This window comes from Streptomyces sp. NPDC087263, from assembly GCF_044744645.1.
Taxonomy (GTDB): Bacteria; Actinomycetota; Actinomycetes; order Streptomycetales; family Streptomycetaceae; genus Streptomyces.
This window is the reverse complement of the sequence record NZ_JBIUYT010000012.1, coordinates 174551-188857: the sequence shown is the minus strand read 5'-3', so window position 1 is coordinate 188857 and position 14307 is coordinate 174551. Positions and strand designations below refer to the sequence as shown.

The 14307-nt window shown below is 70.5% G+C and carries 14 protein-coding genes; 5 read left to right on the top strand and 9 right to left on the bottom strand.

Translation table 11 applies throughout. The features are described from left to right. Positions 1-24: 24 nt before the first annotated feature. Genes ACIPC1_RS33560 through ACIPC1_RS33550 form a run of 3 tightly spaced genes read right to left on the bottom strand, consistent with a single transcriptional unit; the run spans position 25 to position 2880 of the window. The gene (locus ACIPC1_RS33560; protein ID WP_402523921.1) at positions 25-1752 is read right to left on the bottom strand and encodes a cation acetate symporter; all 1728 of its coding nucleotides are present in this window, start codon (positions 1750-1752) and stop codon (positions 25-27) included. A gap of 2 nt (positions 1753-1754) precedes the next feature. Further along, entirely contained in the window at positions 1755-2114 is a 360-nt protein-coding gene (locus ACIPC1_RS33555; protein WP_402523918.1) for a hypothetical protein, read from the bottom strand. Between the two features lie 10 nt (positions 2115-2124). Then, positions 2125-2880: a LytR/AlgR family response regulator transcription factor gene (locus ACIPC1_RS33550; RefSeq protein ID WP_384378059.1), complete on the bottom strand. Its 756-nt coding sequence runs from the start codon at positions 2878-2880 to the stop codon at positions 2125-2127. Between the two features lie 191 nt (positions 2881-3071). Between ACIPC1_RS33550 and ACIPC1_RS33545 the strand changes: the two genes are divergently transcribed. From ACIPC1_RS33545 to ACIPC1_RS33525, 5 genes are all read left to right on the top strand, one after another. After that, positions 3072-3575: an Lrp/AsnC family transcriptional regulator gene (locus ACIPC1_RS33545; RefSeq protein WP_402523914.1), complete on the top strand. Its 504-nt coding sequence runs from the start codon at positions 3072-3074 to the stop codon at positions 3573-3575. 135 nt (positions 3576-3710) lie between these two features. After that, entirely contained in the window at positions 3711-4559 is an 849-nt protein-coding gene (gene ddaH, locus ACIPC1_RS33540) for a dimethylargininase (RefSeq protein ID WP_402523912.1), read from the top strand. Continuing rightward, entirely contained in the window at positions 4556-5791 is a 1236-nt protein-coding gene (rocD, locus tag ACIPC1_RS33535; protein WP_402523911.1) for an ornithine--oxo-acid transaminase, read from the top strand. Before ddaH ends, rocD begins: the two co-directional genes overlap by 4 nt. Positions 5792-6390: 599 nt before the next feature. Beyond that, positions 6391-7116, top strand: a complete 726-nt coding sequence (locus tag ACIPC1_RS33530) for a lysophospholipid acyltransferase family protein (protein WP_402523909.1) — start codon at positions 6391-6393, stop codon at positions 7114-7116. A gap of 82 nt (positions 7117-7198) precedes the next feature. Further along, on the top strand, positions 7199-8212 hold the full coding sequence (locus ACIPC1_RS33525; protein WP_402524127.1) for an NAD-dependent epimerase/dehydratase family protein: 1014 nt from the start codon (positions 7199-7201) through the stop codon (positions 8210-8212). Positions 8213-8278: 66 nt separating this feature from the next. On the opposite strand, the gene ACIPC1_RS33520 is transcribed toward ACIPC1_RS33525, so the two are convergent. The 6 genes from ACIPC1_RS33520 to ACIPC1_RS33495 form a co-directional block, all read right to left on the bottom strand. Beyond that, on the bottom strand, positions 8279-9874 hold the full coding sequence (locus tag ACIPC1_RS33520; protein ID WP_402523907.1) for an alpha/beta hydrolase: 1596 nt from the start codon (positions 9872-9874) through the stop codon (positions 8279-8281). Positions 9875-10012: 138 nt separating this feature from the next. Further along, a complete protein-coding gene (locus ACIPC1_RS33515; protein ID WP_402524125.1) occupies positions 10013-10777 on the bottom strand; it encodes an urease accessory protein UreD in 765 nt (254 codons plus the stop codon). Next, complete coding sequence (gene ureG, locus ACIPC1_RS33510) at positions 10774-11451, bottom strand: urease accessory protein UreG (protein ID WP_384378038.1); 678 nt, start codon at positions 11449-11451, stop codon at positions 10774-10776. Before ureG ends, ACIPC1_RS33515 begins: the two co-directional genes overlap by 4 nt. Before the next feature lie 146 nt (positions 11452-11597). Further along, entirely contained in the window at positions 11598-12272 is a 675-nt protein-coding gene (locus ACIPC1_RS33505) for an urease accessory protein UreF (protein ID WP_402523904.1), read from the bottom strand. After that, complete coding sequence (locus ACIPC1_RS33500) at positions 12272-13993, bottom strand: urease subunit alpha (RefSeq protein WP_402523902.1); 1722 nt, start codon at positions 13991-13993, stop codon at positions 12272-12274. The genes ACIPC1_RS33505 and ACIPC1_RS33500 overlap by 1 nt, the downstream gene beginning before the upstream one ends. Continuing rightward, positions 13986-14297: an urease subunit beta gene (locus ACIPC1_RS33495; protein ID WP_266580711.1), complete on the bottom strand. Its 312-nt coding sequence runs from the start codon at positions 14295-14297 to the stop codon at positions 13986-13988. The genes ACIPC1_RS33500 and ACIPC1_RS33495 overlap by 8 nt, the downstream gene beginning before the upstream one ends. Positions 14298-14307: the final 10 nt, after the last annotated feature.

The following is a 14307-nucleotide window of genomic DNA, read 5'->3' as shown; positions in this document are numbered from 1 at the left end:
CGCGTCCGTGGCACTTCCGCGCCCTCATGCCTTGGCCTCCGTGCGCACGTGGTCCCCGGCCAGTTCCTCCGGCAGGTGGAAGCGCGCCAGGATCGCCGCCGTGCCCGCCGGCACCCGTCCCGCCGTGGCCAGCGACACCAGCACCATGGTCACGAACCCCAGGGGCACCGACCACAGAGCGGGCCAGGCGAGGAGGGCGTGCAGTGAGCCCGTGCCCGGATAGCCCGCCATGGTCGCGCCGACGGCGACGAGCGCGGAGCCACCGCCGACCAGCATCCCGGCGGCCGCGCCCGGCGGGGTGAGCCGCCGCCACCAGATGCCGAGGACGAGCAGCGGACAGAACGACGACGCGGACACGGCGAAGGCGAGCCCGACGGCGTCGGCGACCGGCAGTCCGCCCACGAGCATGCTCGCCGCGGCGGGCACCGCCATGGCGAGCACGGTGCCCAGCCTGAAGTGCCGGACCCCGCGCGAGGGCAGCACGTCCTGGGTGAGCACACCCGCCACCGCGATGGTCAGTCCGGACGCGGTCGACAGGAACGCCGCGAAGGCCCCGCCCGCGACCAGCGCGCCAAGCAGGTCGCCGCCGACTCCTCCGATCATCCGGTCGGGCAGCAGCAGTACGGTGGCGTCCGCGTCGCCGGTGAGGCTGAGCTCGGGGGCGTACAGCCTGCCCAGCGCGCCGTAGACGGGCGGGAGGAGGTAGAAGGCACCGATCAGGCCCAGTACGACGACCGTGGTGCGGCGGGCGGCAACACCGTGCGGGCTGGTGTAGAAGCGGACGACCACGTGCGGCAGTCCCATCGTGCCGAGGAAGGTGGCGAGGATCAGTCCGTACGTGGCGTACAGCGGGCGTTCCTCGCGGCCCGTCGCCAGCGAGGTCGACATGCCGATGTTGCTGTCGCGTTCGGCCACCGGGACCGGGTCGCCCTTGGTGAAGGTGAGCCGGGTGCCGCGCTCGAAGTGGTGGACGCCCGCGGGGAGTGCGACGCTCTCGTCCTCGTACCGGTGGCCGTCGACGGTACCCGTCGTCGTGACGCGCAGCGGCCGCGAGAGCTTCAGGTCGAGGCTGTCGTCGACGCGGACGACGCTCTGCTCGCGGAAGGCCGCCGGTTCGTCGAAGGCGTCGCGCGGGGCGCCGTCGCTCTGCCAGGCGAGGACGAGGAAGAGCGCGGGGACCAGCAGGGCGGTGAGCTTCAGCCAGTACTGGAAGGCCTGTACGAAGGTGATGCTCCGCATGCCGCCCGCGGCGACGGTGACGACCACGACGACGGCGACGAGCACCCCGCCGAACCAGTCGGGCGCGTCGGTCAGCACCGCCAACGTCAGCCCCGCGCCCTGCAGTTGGGGCAGCAGGTACAGCCAGCCGACGCCGACGACGAAGACACTGGCGAGGCGTCGCACGGCCTGCGAGCCGAGCCGCGCCTCGGCGAAGTCGGGCAGGGTGTACGCGCCGGAGCGGCGCAGCGGGGCGGCTATGAAGAGCAGCAGGACGAGATAGCCGGCTGTGTAGCCGACGGGGTACCAGAGCATGTCCGGGCCCTGGACGAGCACCAGGCCCGCGATGCCGAGGAAGGAGGCGGCGGAGAGGTACTCGCCACTGATCGCGGCCGCGTTGAGCCGTGGCCCCACGGTGCGCGAGGCGACGTAGAAGTCGGAGGTGGTCCGGGAGATGCGCAGGCCGAACGCGCCGACCAGGACGGTCGCCACGACCACCAGGGCGACCGCGGGGACGGCGTAGTTCTGGTCCACGTTCAGCGGTCCTCGACCAGGCGCACGAAGTCCTTCTCGTTGCGTTCGGCGCGGCGCACGTACCAGCGGGCGAGCAGGACCAGCGGCGGGTACACACCGAATCCGAGCACGGCCCACTCCACGCTCGCGCCGTCCGGCATCGCCGCGAACACGAGGGGCAGCGGTCCGACGAACAGCACGAGGACGGCCAGCACCATCAGAGCGGCCCGGAGTTGGCTGCGCATCAGGGAGCGGACGTAGGTGTGGCCGAGCGTGGTCTGTTCGTCGATCTCGGTTCTGGGCCGGTAGTAGCCGGACGTCCTGCGGGTGCGCCGGGGCGCACCGGTGACCGTGACGCGGCGTTCGGTCGGATCCTGCGGCACACCGTCCTCCTCAGCTCGTGGTCCGGCGCAGCAGCAGGTCGCGCAGTTCGCGGGTGTGACGGCGGCTGACCTGGAGTTCGACGGAGTCCACGAGGACGCTCACCGTACCCGCGTCCAGGCGGAGCTCGGCGATGTGGCTCAGCGCGACGAGATGGCGACGGTGGATCCGGACGAAGCCGCGGGAGCGCCAGCGCTCTTCGAGGGTGGACAGCGGGATCCGTACGAGGTGGTTGCCCTGGGCCGTGTGCAGGCGGGCGTAGTCGCCGTGCGCCTCGACATGCGTGATGTCCTCGACGGCCACGAAGCGGGTCACCCCGCCGAGCTCGACGGATATGTGGTCCGGGTCGGGTTCGTGCACCGGAATCAGCGGGGCCGCGTCCATGAGCTGCGCGGCCCGGCGTACGGCCTCGGCGAGGCGTTCTCGGCGTACGGGCTTCAGCACGTAGTCGACGGCCTTGAGGTCGAAGGCCTGGACGGCGAATCCCTCGTGGGCGGTGACGAACACGACGAGTGGCGGATCGGCGAACCCGGTGAGCAGCCGGGCCAGGTCGAGGCCGTCGAGCCCGGGCATGTTGATGTCGAGGAAGACGACGTCGATCGCCTCGGGGCCGTCGGGGCCGGACTCCAGTGCCCGGTTGATCCGGCGCAGGGCAGCGGTCGCGTCGCTCGCGCCCTCGGCACTGGAGACCCGAGGATCGGCGTTCAGCAGATACAGGAGTTCCTCGAGGGACGGTTGTTCGTCGTCGACGGCGAGGGCGCGCAGCATGAAGGTGGAGTGTAGGAGGTATTTCCACGTCTGGACACGTTCGGGACGTGGGCGTTGTCGCTGGACGGGCGTGCGCCCTGCCGCCGGACGATCGTGGGCGCTGCCGCTGGAGGCGCGTGGGGCCGCCGCGGGAGCCGGCTGGGGGTTGTCGCCGCACGGGCCTGGGAGCTCTCGCTGGATACAGTGCCGCCATGAGCAGCAAGCCCGCGATGTTCGACGATCTCGACCGCAAGATCATCACCGCGCTGATGGCGAACGCGAGGACCAGTTTCGCGGAGATCGGCGCGACGATCGGGCTGTCGGCCACGGCGGTCAAGCGCCGGGTGGACCGGCTGCGCGAGACCGGCGTGATCACCGGGTTCACGGCCACGGTGAAGCCGGCGGCGCTGGGCTGGCGTACGGAGGCGTACGTCGAGGTGTACTGCGAGGGCGCCGCCCCGCCCCGGCGGATCGCGGAGGTCGTGCGCAACTACCCCGAGATCGCCGCGGCCATGACGGTGACCGGCGGCGCGGACGCGCTGCTGCACGTACGGGCGACCGATGTGGAGCACTTCGAGGAGGTGCTGGAGCGGATCCGGGCCGAGCCGTTCATCCGGAAGACGATCAGCTACATGGTGCTGTCCCATCTGCTGCCGGAGGCCCCGGAGGCAGGGGCGACCCACGCCGCTCCGGAGGCCGCATCAACCGTGCGCTGAGGCGTCCCAAGACGCAGCAATCCTGCGCAGACACGCAGCCCTCGTCGCTTGTCGCACGTATCCCCCGTTTCTTACCGTGGAGACACCCTCAGTCATCACCCAGTCACCACCGCAGGAAAGCGGAGGAACCTCTCTGTGCCTGACAGCCGTGTGCCGCGCCTTCGGCGCTTTCTCGTCTGCGAACCCAGACACTTCGCCGTGCAGTACGCGATCAATCCCTGGATGCACCCGGACACACCCGTGGACGTGGACCTCGCCCAGGACCAGTGGCAGGCGCTGATCCGCGCCTATCGCACCCACGGTCACACCGTCGACGCCGTCGAGCCGGTGGCGGACCTGCCGGACATGGTGTTCGCGGCGAACTCCGCGCTCGTCCTGGCCGGCCGTGTCTTCGGCTCGTACTTCCACGCGCCCCAGCGGCGCCCCGAGTCCACCGCGTACGAGACCTGGTTCAAGTCGGCCGGTTTCGACGTCTACCGCTCCGAGTCGGTGTGCGAGGGCGAGGGCGATCTGATCCCGGTGGGCCTCCCCCACTCTCGGCTTCGCTCGAGCGGGGGGACCCCCATCGTCCTGGCCGGCACCGGGTTCCGTACGACCCGAGAGGCCCATCACGAGGTGCAGGAGTTCTTCGGCGTCCCGGTGATCGGCCTCAAGCTGGTGGATCCGCTCTTCTACCACCTCGACACCGCGCTGTTCGTGCTGGACGACGAGAACATCTGCTACTACCCGGAGGCGTTCTCGCCCGGCAGCCGGGAGGTGCTCGCGCGCCTCTTCCCCGACGCGGTGCTCGCCACCCGCGAGGACGCCATGGCCTGGGGTCTCAACTCCGTCTCGGACGGCCGTCACGTCTTCGTCTCGCCGTACGCCGAGGCACTCGCCGACAGGCTCGCGGACCACGGATACGTCCCTGTCCCCGTCGACCTCTCGGAGTTCCACAAGGCCGGCGGCGGCATCAAGTGCTGCACTCAGGAGATCCGCTCATGACCGCTCCCGCGCTCGCGCTCACGTCCGACGAACTGATCCGCGCCGAGGCGCCCGTCCTCGCGCACAACTACCACCCACTGCCCGTGGTCGTCGCCCGCGCGGAGGGCACCTGGGTCGAGGACGTCGAGGGCCGCCGCTATCTCGACATGCTGGCGGGCTACTCGGCCCTCAACTTCGGCCACCGCAACCCGGTGCTGATCGAGGCGGCACACCGCCAGCTCGACCGGCTGACGCTCACCTCGCGCGCCTTCCACAACGACCGGCTCGCCGAGTTCGCCCGGTCGCTGGCCGAGTTGACGGGCCTGGACATGGTGCTGCCCATGAACACCGGCGCCGAGGCGGTGGAGAGCGCCGTCAAGGTGGCCCGCAAGTGGGCGTACGAGGTGAAGGGCGTCGCACCCGACCGGGCGACGATCGTGGTGGCCGCCGACAACTTCCACGGCCGTACGACGACCATCGTCAGCTTCTCCACGGACGAGACGGCCCGTGCAGGCTTCGGGCCCTTCACGCCGGGTTTCCGGATCGTCCCGTACAACGACCTCGCCGCGCTCGAAGCGGCCGTCGACGAGACGACGGCGGCCGTGCTGATCGAGCCCATCCAGGGCGAGGCGGGCGTCGTCATCCCGGCCGACGGCTACCTCACCGGGGTCCGCGAAGTGACCCGCCGCAACGGCTGTCTGTTCATCGCGGACGAGATCCAGTCGGGCCTCGGCCGCACCGGCACCACCCTCGCCGTCGACCACGAGGCCGTCGTGCCGGACCTTCTCCTGCTCGGCAAGGCGCTCGGCGGCGGCATCGTGCCGGTCTCCGCGGTGGTCGGGCGCCGCGACGTGCTCGAAGTGCTGCGTCCCGGCGAGCACGGCTCGACGTTCGGCGGCAATCCACTCGCCGCGGCGGTCGGCTCGGCGGTCGTAGAACTGCTGGAGACCGGCGAATTCCAGCGCAGGGCAGCCGAGTTGGGCGTAGTCCTGCGGGACGGCCTGGACGCGCTCGTGGGCAGGGGCGTCGAGGGCTTCCGCTCGCGCGGCCTCTGGGCGGGCGTGGACATCGATCCCGCCATCGGCACGGGGCGTGAGATCAGCGAGGGCTTGATGCGCGAGGGGGTGCTGGTCAAGGACACGCACGGTTCGACGATCCGACTGGCCCCGCCGCTGACCATCACCGGCGAGGAACTGCAATCGGCTCTCGGAGCGTTGGAGAGGGTCCTGACTCAGGGGGCGCGGCGCGCCTGAGAGTGGCCGACGCAGCGCGGGGAGTGACGCCGGATCGGCGACTGCCCGCGCTGTCTCGTCGAAGGGCCGGAAGAACGTTTGCCTCCCGCGCTCAGGGTCACCCGAAAAGTGCGTTCAACAGGCCTGCTAACGAAGGCGCCGGATGGTTGGGTCCAACAGCTCCTGGCGCCGCCCCCGACTCATCGGCCGATCGCGCTCGTGGACACCGGCCGTCTCGCCGACTGCTCTCGAATGACCTGGCTCGGCGCTCCTCCAATCCCGGCAGGGAGACCACAGCGCGCTCCACGCCACCTCCACGCCACCTCCGCGGCACCTCCGCGACGCTCCGCGCGCCATGACATACCGTCAGGAAAGTGGCGGCCGGGAGTGAACACGGCCCGGTCGTGACAGCGGCCTGGAGTCGACAGGAGTCCGGTCGCGACAGCGGTCACGAACTGGCACGAGCCCGGAGGTGACAGCGGCTCGGAGTCGGCACGAGCTCGGTCGGACGCAGTGCCATGGGGCCGCACCTGCCCATACACTGACACCTCACCGCACGCCTGCTGACCTGCTAGAACATGGCGCGGTTGAGCCGATCCGCCGGAGTGAGGAGCGCCCCGATGTTCTACTACGTGCTCAAATACGTGCTTCTGGGTCCGTTGCTGAGACTGGTCTTCCGGCCCCGGATCGAGGGCCTTGAGCACATCCCGTCATCGGGGCCGGCCATCGTCGCCGGCAACCATCTGTCCTTCGCGGACCACTTCCTGATGCCCGCGATCCTCAAGCGCCGCATCACCTTCCTCGCCAAGGCCGAGTACTTCACGGGCCCTGGCATCAGAGGTCGCCTGATCGCCGCCTTCTTCCGCAGCGCCGGGCAGATCCCGGTGGACCGCTCGGGCAAGGACGCGGGCCAGGCCGCGATCCGCGAGGGGCTCGGCGTGCTGAGCAAGGACGAACTGCTCGGCATCTACCCCGAGGGCACCCGCTCCCACGACGGCCGCCTCTACAAGGGCAAGGTCGGCGTGGCGGTGATGGCCCTGAAGGCCAAGGCACCCGTCATCCCCTGCGCGATGATCGGCACCTTCGAGGCCCAGCCGCCGGGCCGGAAGATCCCGAAGATCCACCCCGTCGCCATCCGCTTCGGCAAGCCTCTCGATTTCTCCCGCTACGCCGGGATGGAGAACGAGAAGGCCATCCTGCGCGCCATCACCGACGAGATCATGTACGCCATCCTCACCCTCTCCGAGCAGGAGTACGTCGACCGGTACGCCGCCGTCGTCAAGGCCGAGGAGGCCGCCGAGCGCGCGGAGAACGCCCGCAAGTTCCCGCGGCTGCCGCTGAGTTGAATCACCGACCGTTGGCCGGCGAGCTGAGGAATCGACCCCACAGATCGTACGCCCTGTACATTTTATACGTATGAGACGTGCTGTGGTGATCGGAGCGACAGGGCAGATCGGGCGCACGGCGGTGGGCGCGCTCGTACGGGACGGCTGGGAGGTGACCGCCGCGTCGCGCGGCGGCGGCCGGGACGAGAGCTGGCCCGAGGAGGTGCGGTCCACGTCCCTCGACCGGGACGACGACACGGCGCTCGCCGAGGTGATCGGGGGCGGCTGCGACGTGGTGGTCGATGTGGTCGCCTACGGGGCGGGACACGCACGGCAGTTGACGGGCCTGGCCGATCGCGTCGGCTCGGCCGTGGTGATCTCCAGCTTGTCGGTGTACGAGGACGACAAGGGGCGCGGTTTCGACACCCAGTCCGCGCCGGACGGGTTTCCCGAGTACCCCGTGCCGATCCCGGAGAGCCTGCGCACCGTTCGCCCCGGCGACGACACGTACAGCACCCGGAAGGCAGCGCTGGAGCGCGAACTCCTCTTTTTGGGTGACCGGTTGCCGACGACCCTGTTGCGCGCGGGCGCCGTCCACGGCCCGTACAGCCGTACGCCCCGCGAGCTGTATGTCGTCAAACGCAACCTCGACGGCCGGCGTCGGCGGATCCTCGCCTTCGGTGGCGCGAGCCGCTTCCATCCAGCGGGCGTCCACAACATCGCGGAACTGATCCGCCTGGCGGCCGCGCGGCCGGGGTCACGTGTCCTCAACGCCTGCGACCCCGAGGCGCCCACGGTGGCCGAGATCGGCGCGGCGATCGACGCCGTGATGGGCGTCGAGACGGAGAGCGTTCTGGTGGACGGCCCGCCGCCCGCTCCGACCGTGGGTGACACGCCGTGGAGCGTCCCCGCCCCCGTGGTCTGCGACATGTCCGCGGCCGAACGGGAGCTGGGCTACCGAGCGGTGGTGCGGTACGCCGAGTCGCTTCCGGAGACGGTCGCGTCGATCAAGCGCCAACTGGCCGGACGTGGCTGGCGGAAGGCCTATCCCAGGATGTTCGAGGTGTACGGCGATCTCTTCGACTACGCGGCGGAGGATGCCTGGTCGGCGCCATGAGCGAGGGGCGGCCGGGGAACCGGCCGCCCCTCCTTTCATGCGTTCATGCCTTCACGCCTTCATGCGTTACGGCTTGGGCGTGGCGTGCGGCGCGCACGTCACGTCGGCCGCGTCCGTCTTCCCGGTGAGCAGGTAGGTGTCCACCCGCGTGTTGATGCACGGGTTGACCAGCCCGGTCACGCCGTGCGAGCCCGCGTCCTTCTCGGTGATCAGGCGGGAGCCCTTGAAGCGCTTGTGCAGTTCGACGGCGCCCTCGTAGGGGGTGGCGGCGTCATTCGTGGACTGCACGATCAGGACGGTCGGCAGACCCTTGCCGGTCTTGACGTCGACCGGCGTCTGCTGCTTGACCGGCCAGGTCGCGCACGGCAGGTTCATCCACGCATTGGCCCAGGTCATGAACGGGTAGTCCTTGTTGAGCAGCGTGTTGTCCCGGTCCCACTTCTTCCAACTGGTGGGCCACTTGGCGTCCGTGCACTCGACGGCCGTGTAGACGGCGTTGCCGTTCTCCGCGGAGGCGTTGCCCGCGGTGTCCGACAGGTCGGGGGCGGCCGCGTCGACGATCGCCTGGGTGTCGCCCGCGACGTACCGGCTGAACACCGTGGCGACCGGCACCCACGAGGAGTCGTAGTACGGGGCGCTCTGGAAGAAGCCGATCAGCTCGGCGGGACCGACGACCCCGCCGATCGGGTTCGCCTTGGCGGTGGCCCGCAGCTTCAGCCACTGGTCCTGCACCTCGGCCTGGGTGTCACCGAGGTGGAAGGTCGCGTCGTTCTTGGCGACCCAGTCCTCCCAGTCCTTCCAGCGGCCCTCGAAGGCGACGTCCTGGCCGAGGTTGGCCTCGTACCAGATGTTCTCGCGCGACGGGTTGACGACACTGTCGACGACCATGCGACGGACATGCCCCGGGAAGAGCGTGCCGTAGACGGCGCCGAGGTACGTGCCGTACGAGACGCCCAGGAAGTTGAGCTTCTTCTCGCCGAGTGCGGCCCGGATGACGTCCAGGTCGCGCGCGGTGTTCGGCGTGGTCATCTGCGGCAGCATCTCGCCGCTGCGCTCGGCGCAGCCGTCCGCGTACTCGGCGGCCAGCTTGCGCTGCGCGAGCTTGTCCGCCTCGGAGTCCGGGACGGGGTCGGCCTTGGGCGCCTTCACGAACTCCTGCGGGTCGATGCAGGAGATGGGCGCCGAGTGGCCGACACCGCGCGGGTCGAAGCCCACGAAGTCGTACGCCTTGGCCGTGTTCGCCCAGACCGGGTTCTTGTTGGTGACCCGCGTCGGGAAGCGCAGGCCCGAGCCGCCGGGGCCGCCCGGGTTGTAGACGAGGGCGCCTTGGCGCTCCGCCGTCGTTCCCGTGTTCCCGATGCGGTCGACGGCGAGCTTGATCTGCTTGCCGTTCGGGTGCGCGTAGTCGAGCGGGACGGTGACCCAGCCGCACTGGATCGGCTTCGCGAGGGCCCAGTCGGCCGGGCAGTCCTGCCAGTCGATGCCGGCCTTGGCGGCCTTGGCCGCGGCGGTTGCCGCGCCGCGTGCCTCACGGTCCTGACCGCGGCCGGCGTCGGCGGTGGCCGACGGAGCCGCCACCGCTCCGGCTATCAAGGTCGCCGTGATGAGCGCTCCGGCCGAACCGAGCGCTGTCACCCGTTTCGTCGGTCTGATGCCCCTCAAGTGGGACCTCCCCGTACATTGTTGCGATTGGTACCTGGATCCTTTCGGCTGTGAGGTCTCTGAGAACAGATGCGACGGGGGTTTCTTTACCAATCCGATAACCGGTGAGGCCTGTCCCGTTGAGCGGAGAGACCCACGTCACAGGTCCTGGCTGAGTGAGTTCAGCGCGTCGTCCAGCACCCGCCGCAGCCGCAGCGCGTCGGACGCCAGCGCGGTCACGAGCACGGCGGGCCCCGCAAGCGGCATGAGTGAGGCGTACTCGCCAAGGAGCCGCGCCTGCATCGGTACGTCCGCGAACTCCGGTCGTACGACGAGGAGTTGCCCGAGCGCGCGATGCCCCGCCAGGACGGCGGGACCGTCCCAGCCACCGGGGGCGCCGGGTCCGCACGTCACCTCCTGGTCCAGCAGCGTCCGTCCGCCGAGCCACACGGTGAGCCGGCTGCTGAGTCGCCCGGGTTCCTCACCTACGCGGCCGAGTACCTGCTCCTCCCGGAAGACCAGTCGGGCGCCCGCCGCCAGCTCGATGCGCGAGGAGACGTACAGATCGCTCCCGTTGGCGGAGATCAACTGCTCGGGCAGCCAGCACAGTTCACCCCCGTCGGCGACCTTCAGCCGTACGTCGTAGCGCGACTCGCCCTTGGCCTGCCCCGGCAGGGCGATGGTGGCGGCCGCCGACCCGATGTGCAGCCGGGCACCTTCGGCGGCCTCCGCCTCCACGGTGAAGTGGTCCCCGCCCAGCGGACCGCTCATCGCGCCGACCAGCATGACCCGCGCCTCGGATCCGACCCCCCGGGTGCGTCGCAGGGCGAGCGGCCCGTCCCCCTCAAGGACCGGCAGAGAGGTACCGCCCCGGCCGTCGTCCCGCGCCGCGATCCGTGCGGTCGCCCGGACCCCTGCCGTCATGCCGTCCACGCGGCGAGCTGCTCCCGCACCCACGCGGCGACGTCCGTGACCCCGCTCTCGGCACGCAACGACTGGAACACCACCGGAAGTTCGGCCCGCTGGGCCTTCGCGTCGGCTGCCATCCGCCCCAGATCCGAGCCGACGTACGGCGCGAGGTCCGTCTTGTTGACGACCAGCAGGTCCGCGGTGGTCACCCCGGGCCCGCCCTTGCGCGGGATGTCGTCCCCGCCCGCCACGTCGATCACGAAGATCTGCGCGTCGACCAGCCCCTTGGAGAAGGTCGCGGTGAGATTGTCACCCCCGGACTCGACCAGGATGAGATCCAGCGGCCCGACCTCGTCCTCCAGATCCTCGACCGCCTCGAGGTTGGCGGAGATGTCGTCCCGGATGGCGGTGTGCGGGCAGGCCCCGGTCTCGACAGCCGTGATCCGCTCCGGCGGCAACACCGCTTCCCGCAGCAGGAACTCGGCGTCCTCCCGCGTGTAGATGTCGTTCGTGACGACAGCGAGGGACAACTCCGCGCGCAACGCCCGGCAGAGCGCGGCAACGGTCGCGGTCTTCCCGGACCCGACAGGCCCGCCGAGCCCGATACGAAGGGCACGGCGACTGCCGTCGGGGCGGTGGGCGTCGGCGCTGAGGGCGGCGGGCCCGTCGTGGGAGTGGTCGAGGTGCATGGTGGCGGCTCCAGATTCAGGGCCCGGCCGGAGATCTTTCAGCCCGTCCGGCGTGTGAGGACGAGGCCGTTCAGGCCGAAGCGGGGGTCTGGGGGCGGCAGCCCCCAGGTTCGGGACGGGTAGGGGCGGAGGGGGCGAAATAACTACTACGACGCGAACAGACGTACAGGCCAAGCCGCATGCGCCTCCGCACCGATCTCCAGCAGCGGAGCCGAGGCGGCAGGCAGCGCATCCACCCCATCGGCAAGAACGCGACGAGCGGCATCGGTCGCCTGACCAGCCACCAGATCCAGCTCCGGCGCAAGCCGGGCCAGCGCCCCGGTGGCGTCGAACGGGTCCAGGCTCAGCAACCGCACCGTCGCCGTCGCCGGCCCACTGACCGCCTCGTACACGGAGCAGTACGCGGCATCATCGGGCCCGAGCCCGGCGGCCCGCGCCGCCAGCCCCAACACCACCGGCTGATGCGCCCCTTTGGGAAACTCCCGTGCCAGCGCGTCGAGTTCGGCGGACGGCCACGTCGCCCGCGCCGCCCGCATCAGCTGCCGCCCGAGCCGACGCGCGACGGCACGCAAGGCGGGCGACGGCGTACGGGCGTCCGCGGCCGAGTCCAGCACCACCGGGTCGACCCCGATCGCGGCGGCCGCGGCAAGCGAGGCCGACACGAGCCCCGCCGTGTGCAACCGCCCCCGGCAGAAGTCCTCAAGACTCGCCGCACCGGTGATGCGCCCGGCCTTGACGGCTGCCTCGGCCCCGCCGGAGTGCGCGTGCCCCCCGGCGGGAAAGCGGCCGTCGGCCAGGACGAGAAGCGCTGCCCTGGACATCAGAAGAGGAAGTAACGCTGGGCCATGGGCAGTTCGGCGGCCGGAGTCGCCTCGACCAGCTCCCCGTCGATCCGCACGGCGAAGCTGTCCGGGTCGATCTGGACGCGTGGCCGCGCGTCGTTCTCGCGCATGTCCGCCTTGGTGACCGCCCGCGTCGACTCGATGGCGACGAAGCGCTTACCGAGCGAGAGGCGCTCAGGCAGTCCGTCCTCGATGGCGAGCGGGGCGACGAAGTTGAACGAGTTGGACGCCGGTGCCCGCCCGATCGCCCCGAACATCGGGCGCGGCAGAATCGGCTGCGGAGTCGGGATGGACGCGTTGGCGTCGCCCATCTGCGCATACGCGATCTGGCCACCCTTGATCACGAGGTGCGGCTTGACCCCGAAGAACGCGGGCTCCCACAGCACGAGGTCGGCGAGTTTGCCGGTCTCCACGGAGCCGATCTCGCGGGCGAGACCCTGTGCGAGCGCCGGGTTGATCGTGTACTTGGCGACATAGCGACGTACCCGGTGGTTGTCCGCACGGCCGTCACCGGGGAGAGACCCGCGGCGCCGCTTCATCACGTGCGCCGTCTGCCAGGTCCGCATGATGACCTCGCCCACCCGACCCATCGCCTGGGCGTCCGAGGAGATGATCGAGATGGCACCGAGGTCGTGCAGGATGTCCTCGGCGCCGATCGTCGAGGGCCGGATCCGGGACTCGGCGAAGGCCAGGTCCTCGGGCACCGCCGCGTTCAGGTGGTGGCACACCATCAGCATGTCGAGGTGTTCCTCGGCGGTGTTGACGGTGTAGGGGCGGGTCGGGTTGGTGGAGCTGGGCAGCACGTGCGGTTCGGAGACCACGGTCATGATGTCGGGCGCGTGCCCGCCGCCGGCGCCCTCGGTGTGGTACGCGTGGATGCCGCGTCCGGCGATGGCGGCGAGGGTGTCGCCGACGAAGCCGGCCTCGTTCAGCGTGTCCGTGTGAATGGCGACCTGGATGCCGGTCCGGTCGGCGACGGTCAGCGCGGCGTCGATGGCGGCGGGTGTGGACCCCCAGTCCTCGTGGATCTTGAGGCCGAGCGCTCCGCCGCGGATCTGCGACATCATCGCCTCACGCGAGACGGTGTTGCCCTTGCCGAGCAGACCGAAGTTGAGCGGGTACCCCTCCATCGCCTCCAGCATCCGCGCCAGATGCCAGGGGCCGGGAGTGACCGTCGTCGCCTTCGATCCCTCGGCCGGACCTGTGCCACCGCCGACGAGCGTGGTGACGCCGGATGCCAGCGCCTCGTCGGCGATCTGCGGACAGATCAGGTGCACGTGTGCGTCGACGGCGCCCGCGGTCAGGATCCGACCGTTGCCCGCGATGATCTCGGTCTCGGGTCCGATGACCAGGTCGGGGTGCACGCCGTCCATGGTGTCCGGGTTGCCCGCCTTGCCGATGCCGGTGATCCGGCCGTCGCGCATACCGAGGTCGGCCTTGACGATCCCCCAGTGATCGACGATCACCACACCCGTGATGACCGTGTCCGGGGTGCCGTCTGCGCGCGTAGCGCGCGACTGGCCCATGGATTCGCGGATGACCTTGCCGCCGCCGAACACCGCCTCGTCACCGGCGAGTCCGGGGCCGCCGGAACGATCCTCCTCGATCTCGATCAGCAGGTCGGTGTCGGCGAGCCGGATGCGGTCGCCGGTGGTCGGGCCGAACAGATCGGCGTACGCGGCACGCGAGATCTCAGGCATCGAGGGCACCTCCGGTCTCGCCGCGCAGTCCGGGCACCACGCGGGCACCGGCGAGCGGAACGAGTTCGACATCGACGGGGATCCCGGGCTCGAAGCGCACGGCGGTGCCGGCGGCGACGTTCAGCCGCTTGCCGCGCGCGGCGGCGCGGTCGAAGTCCAGACCGGGGTTGGCCTCGGCGAAGTGGTAGTGGGAGCCGACCTGGACGGGCCGGTCGGCGGCGTTGAGGACGGTCAGCCGGGTGACCTCACGGCCTTCGTTGAAGGCGACGGGTCCGTCGGCGAACAGGATCTCTCCGGGAATCATGGCTCTCGCT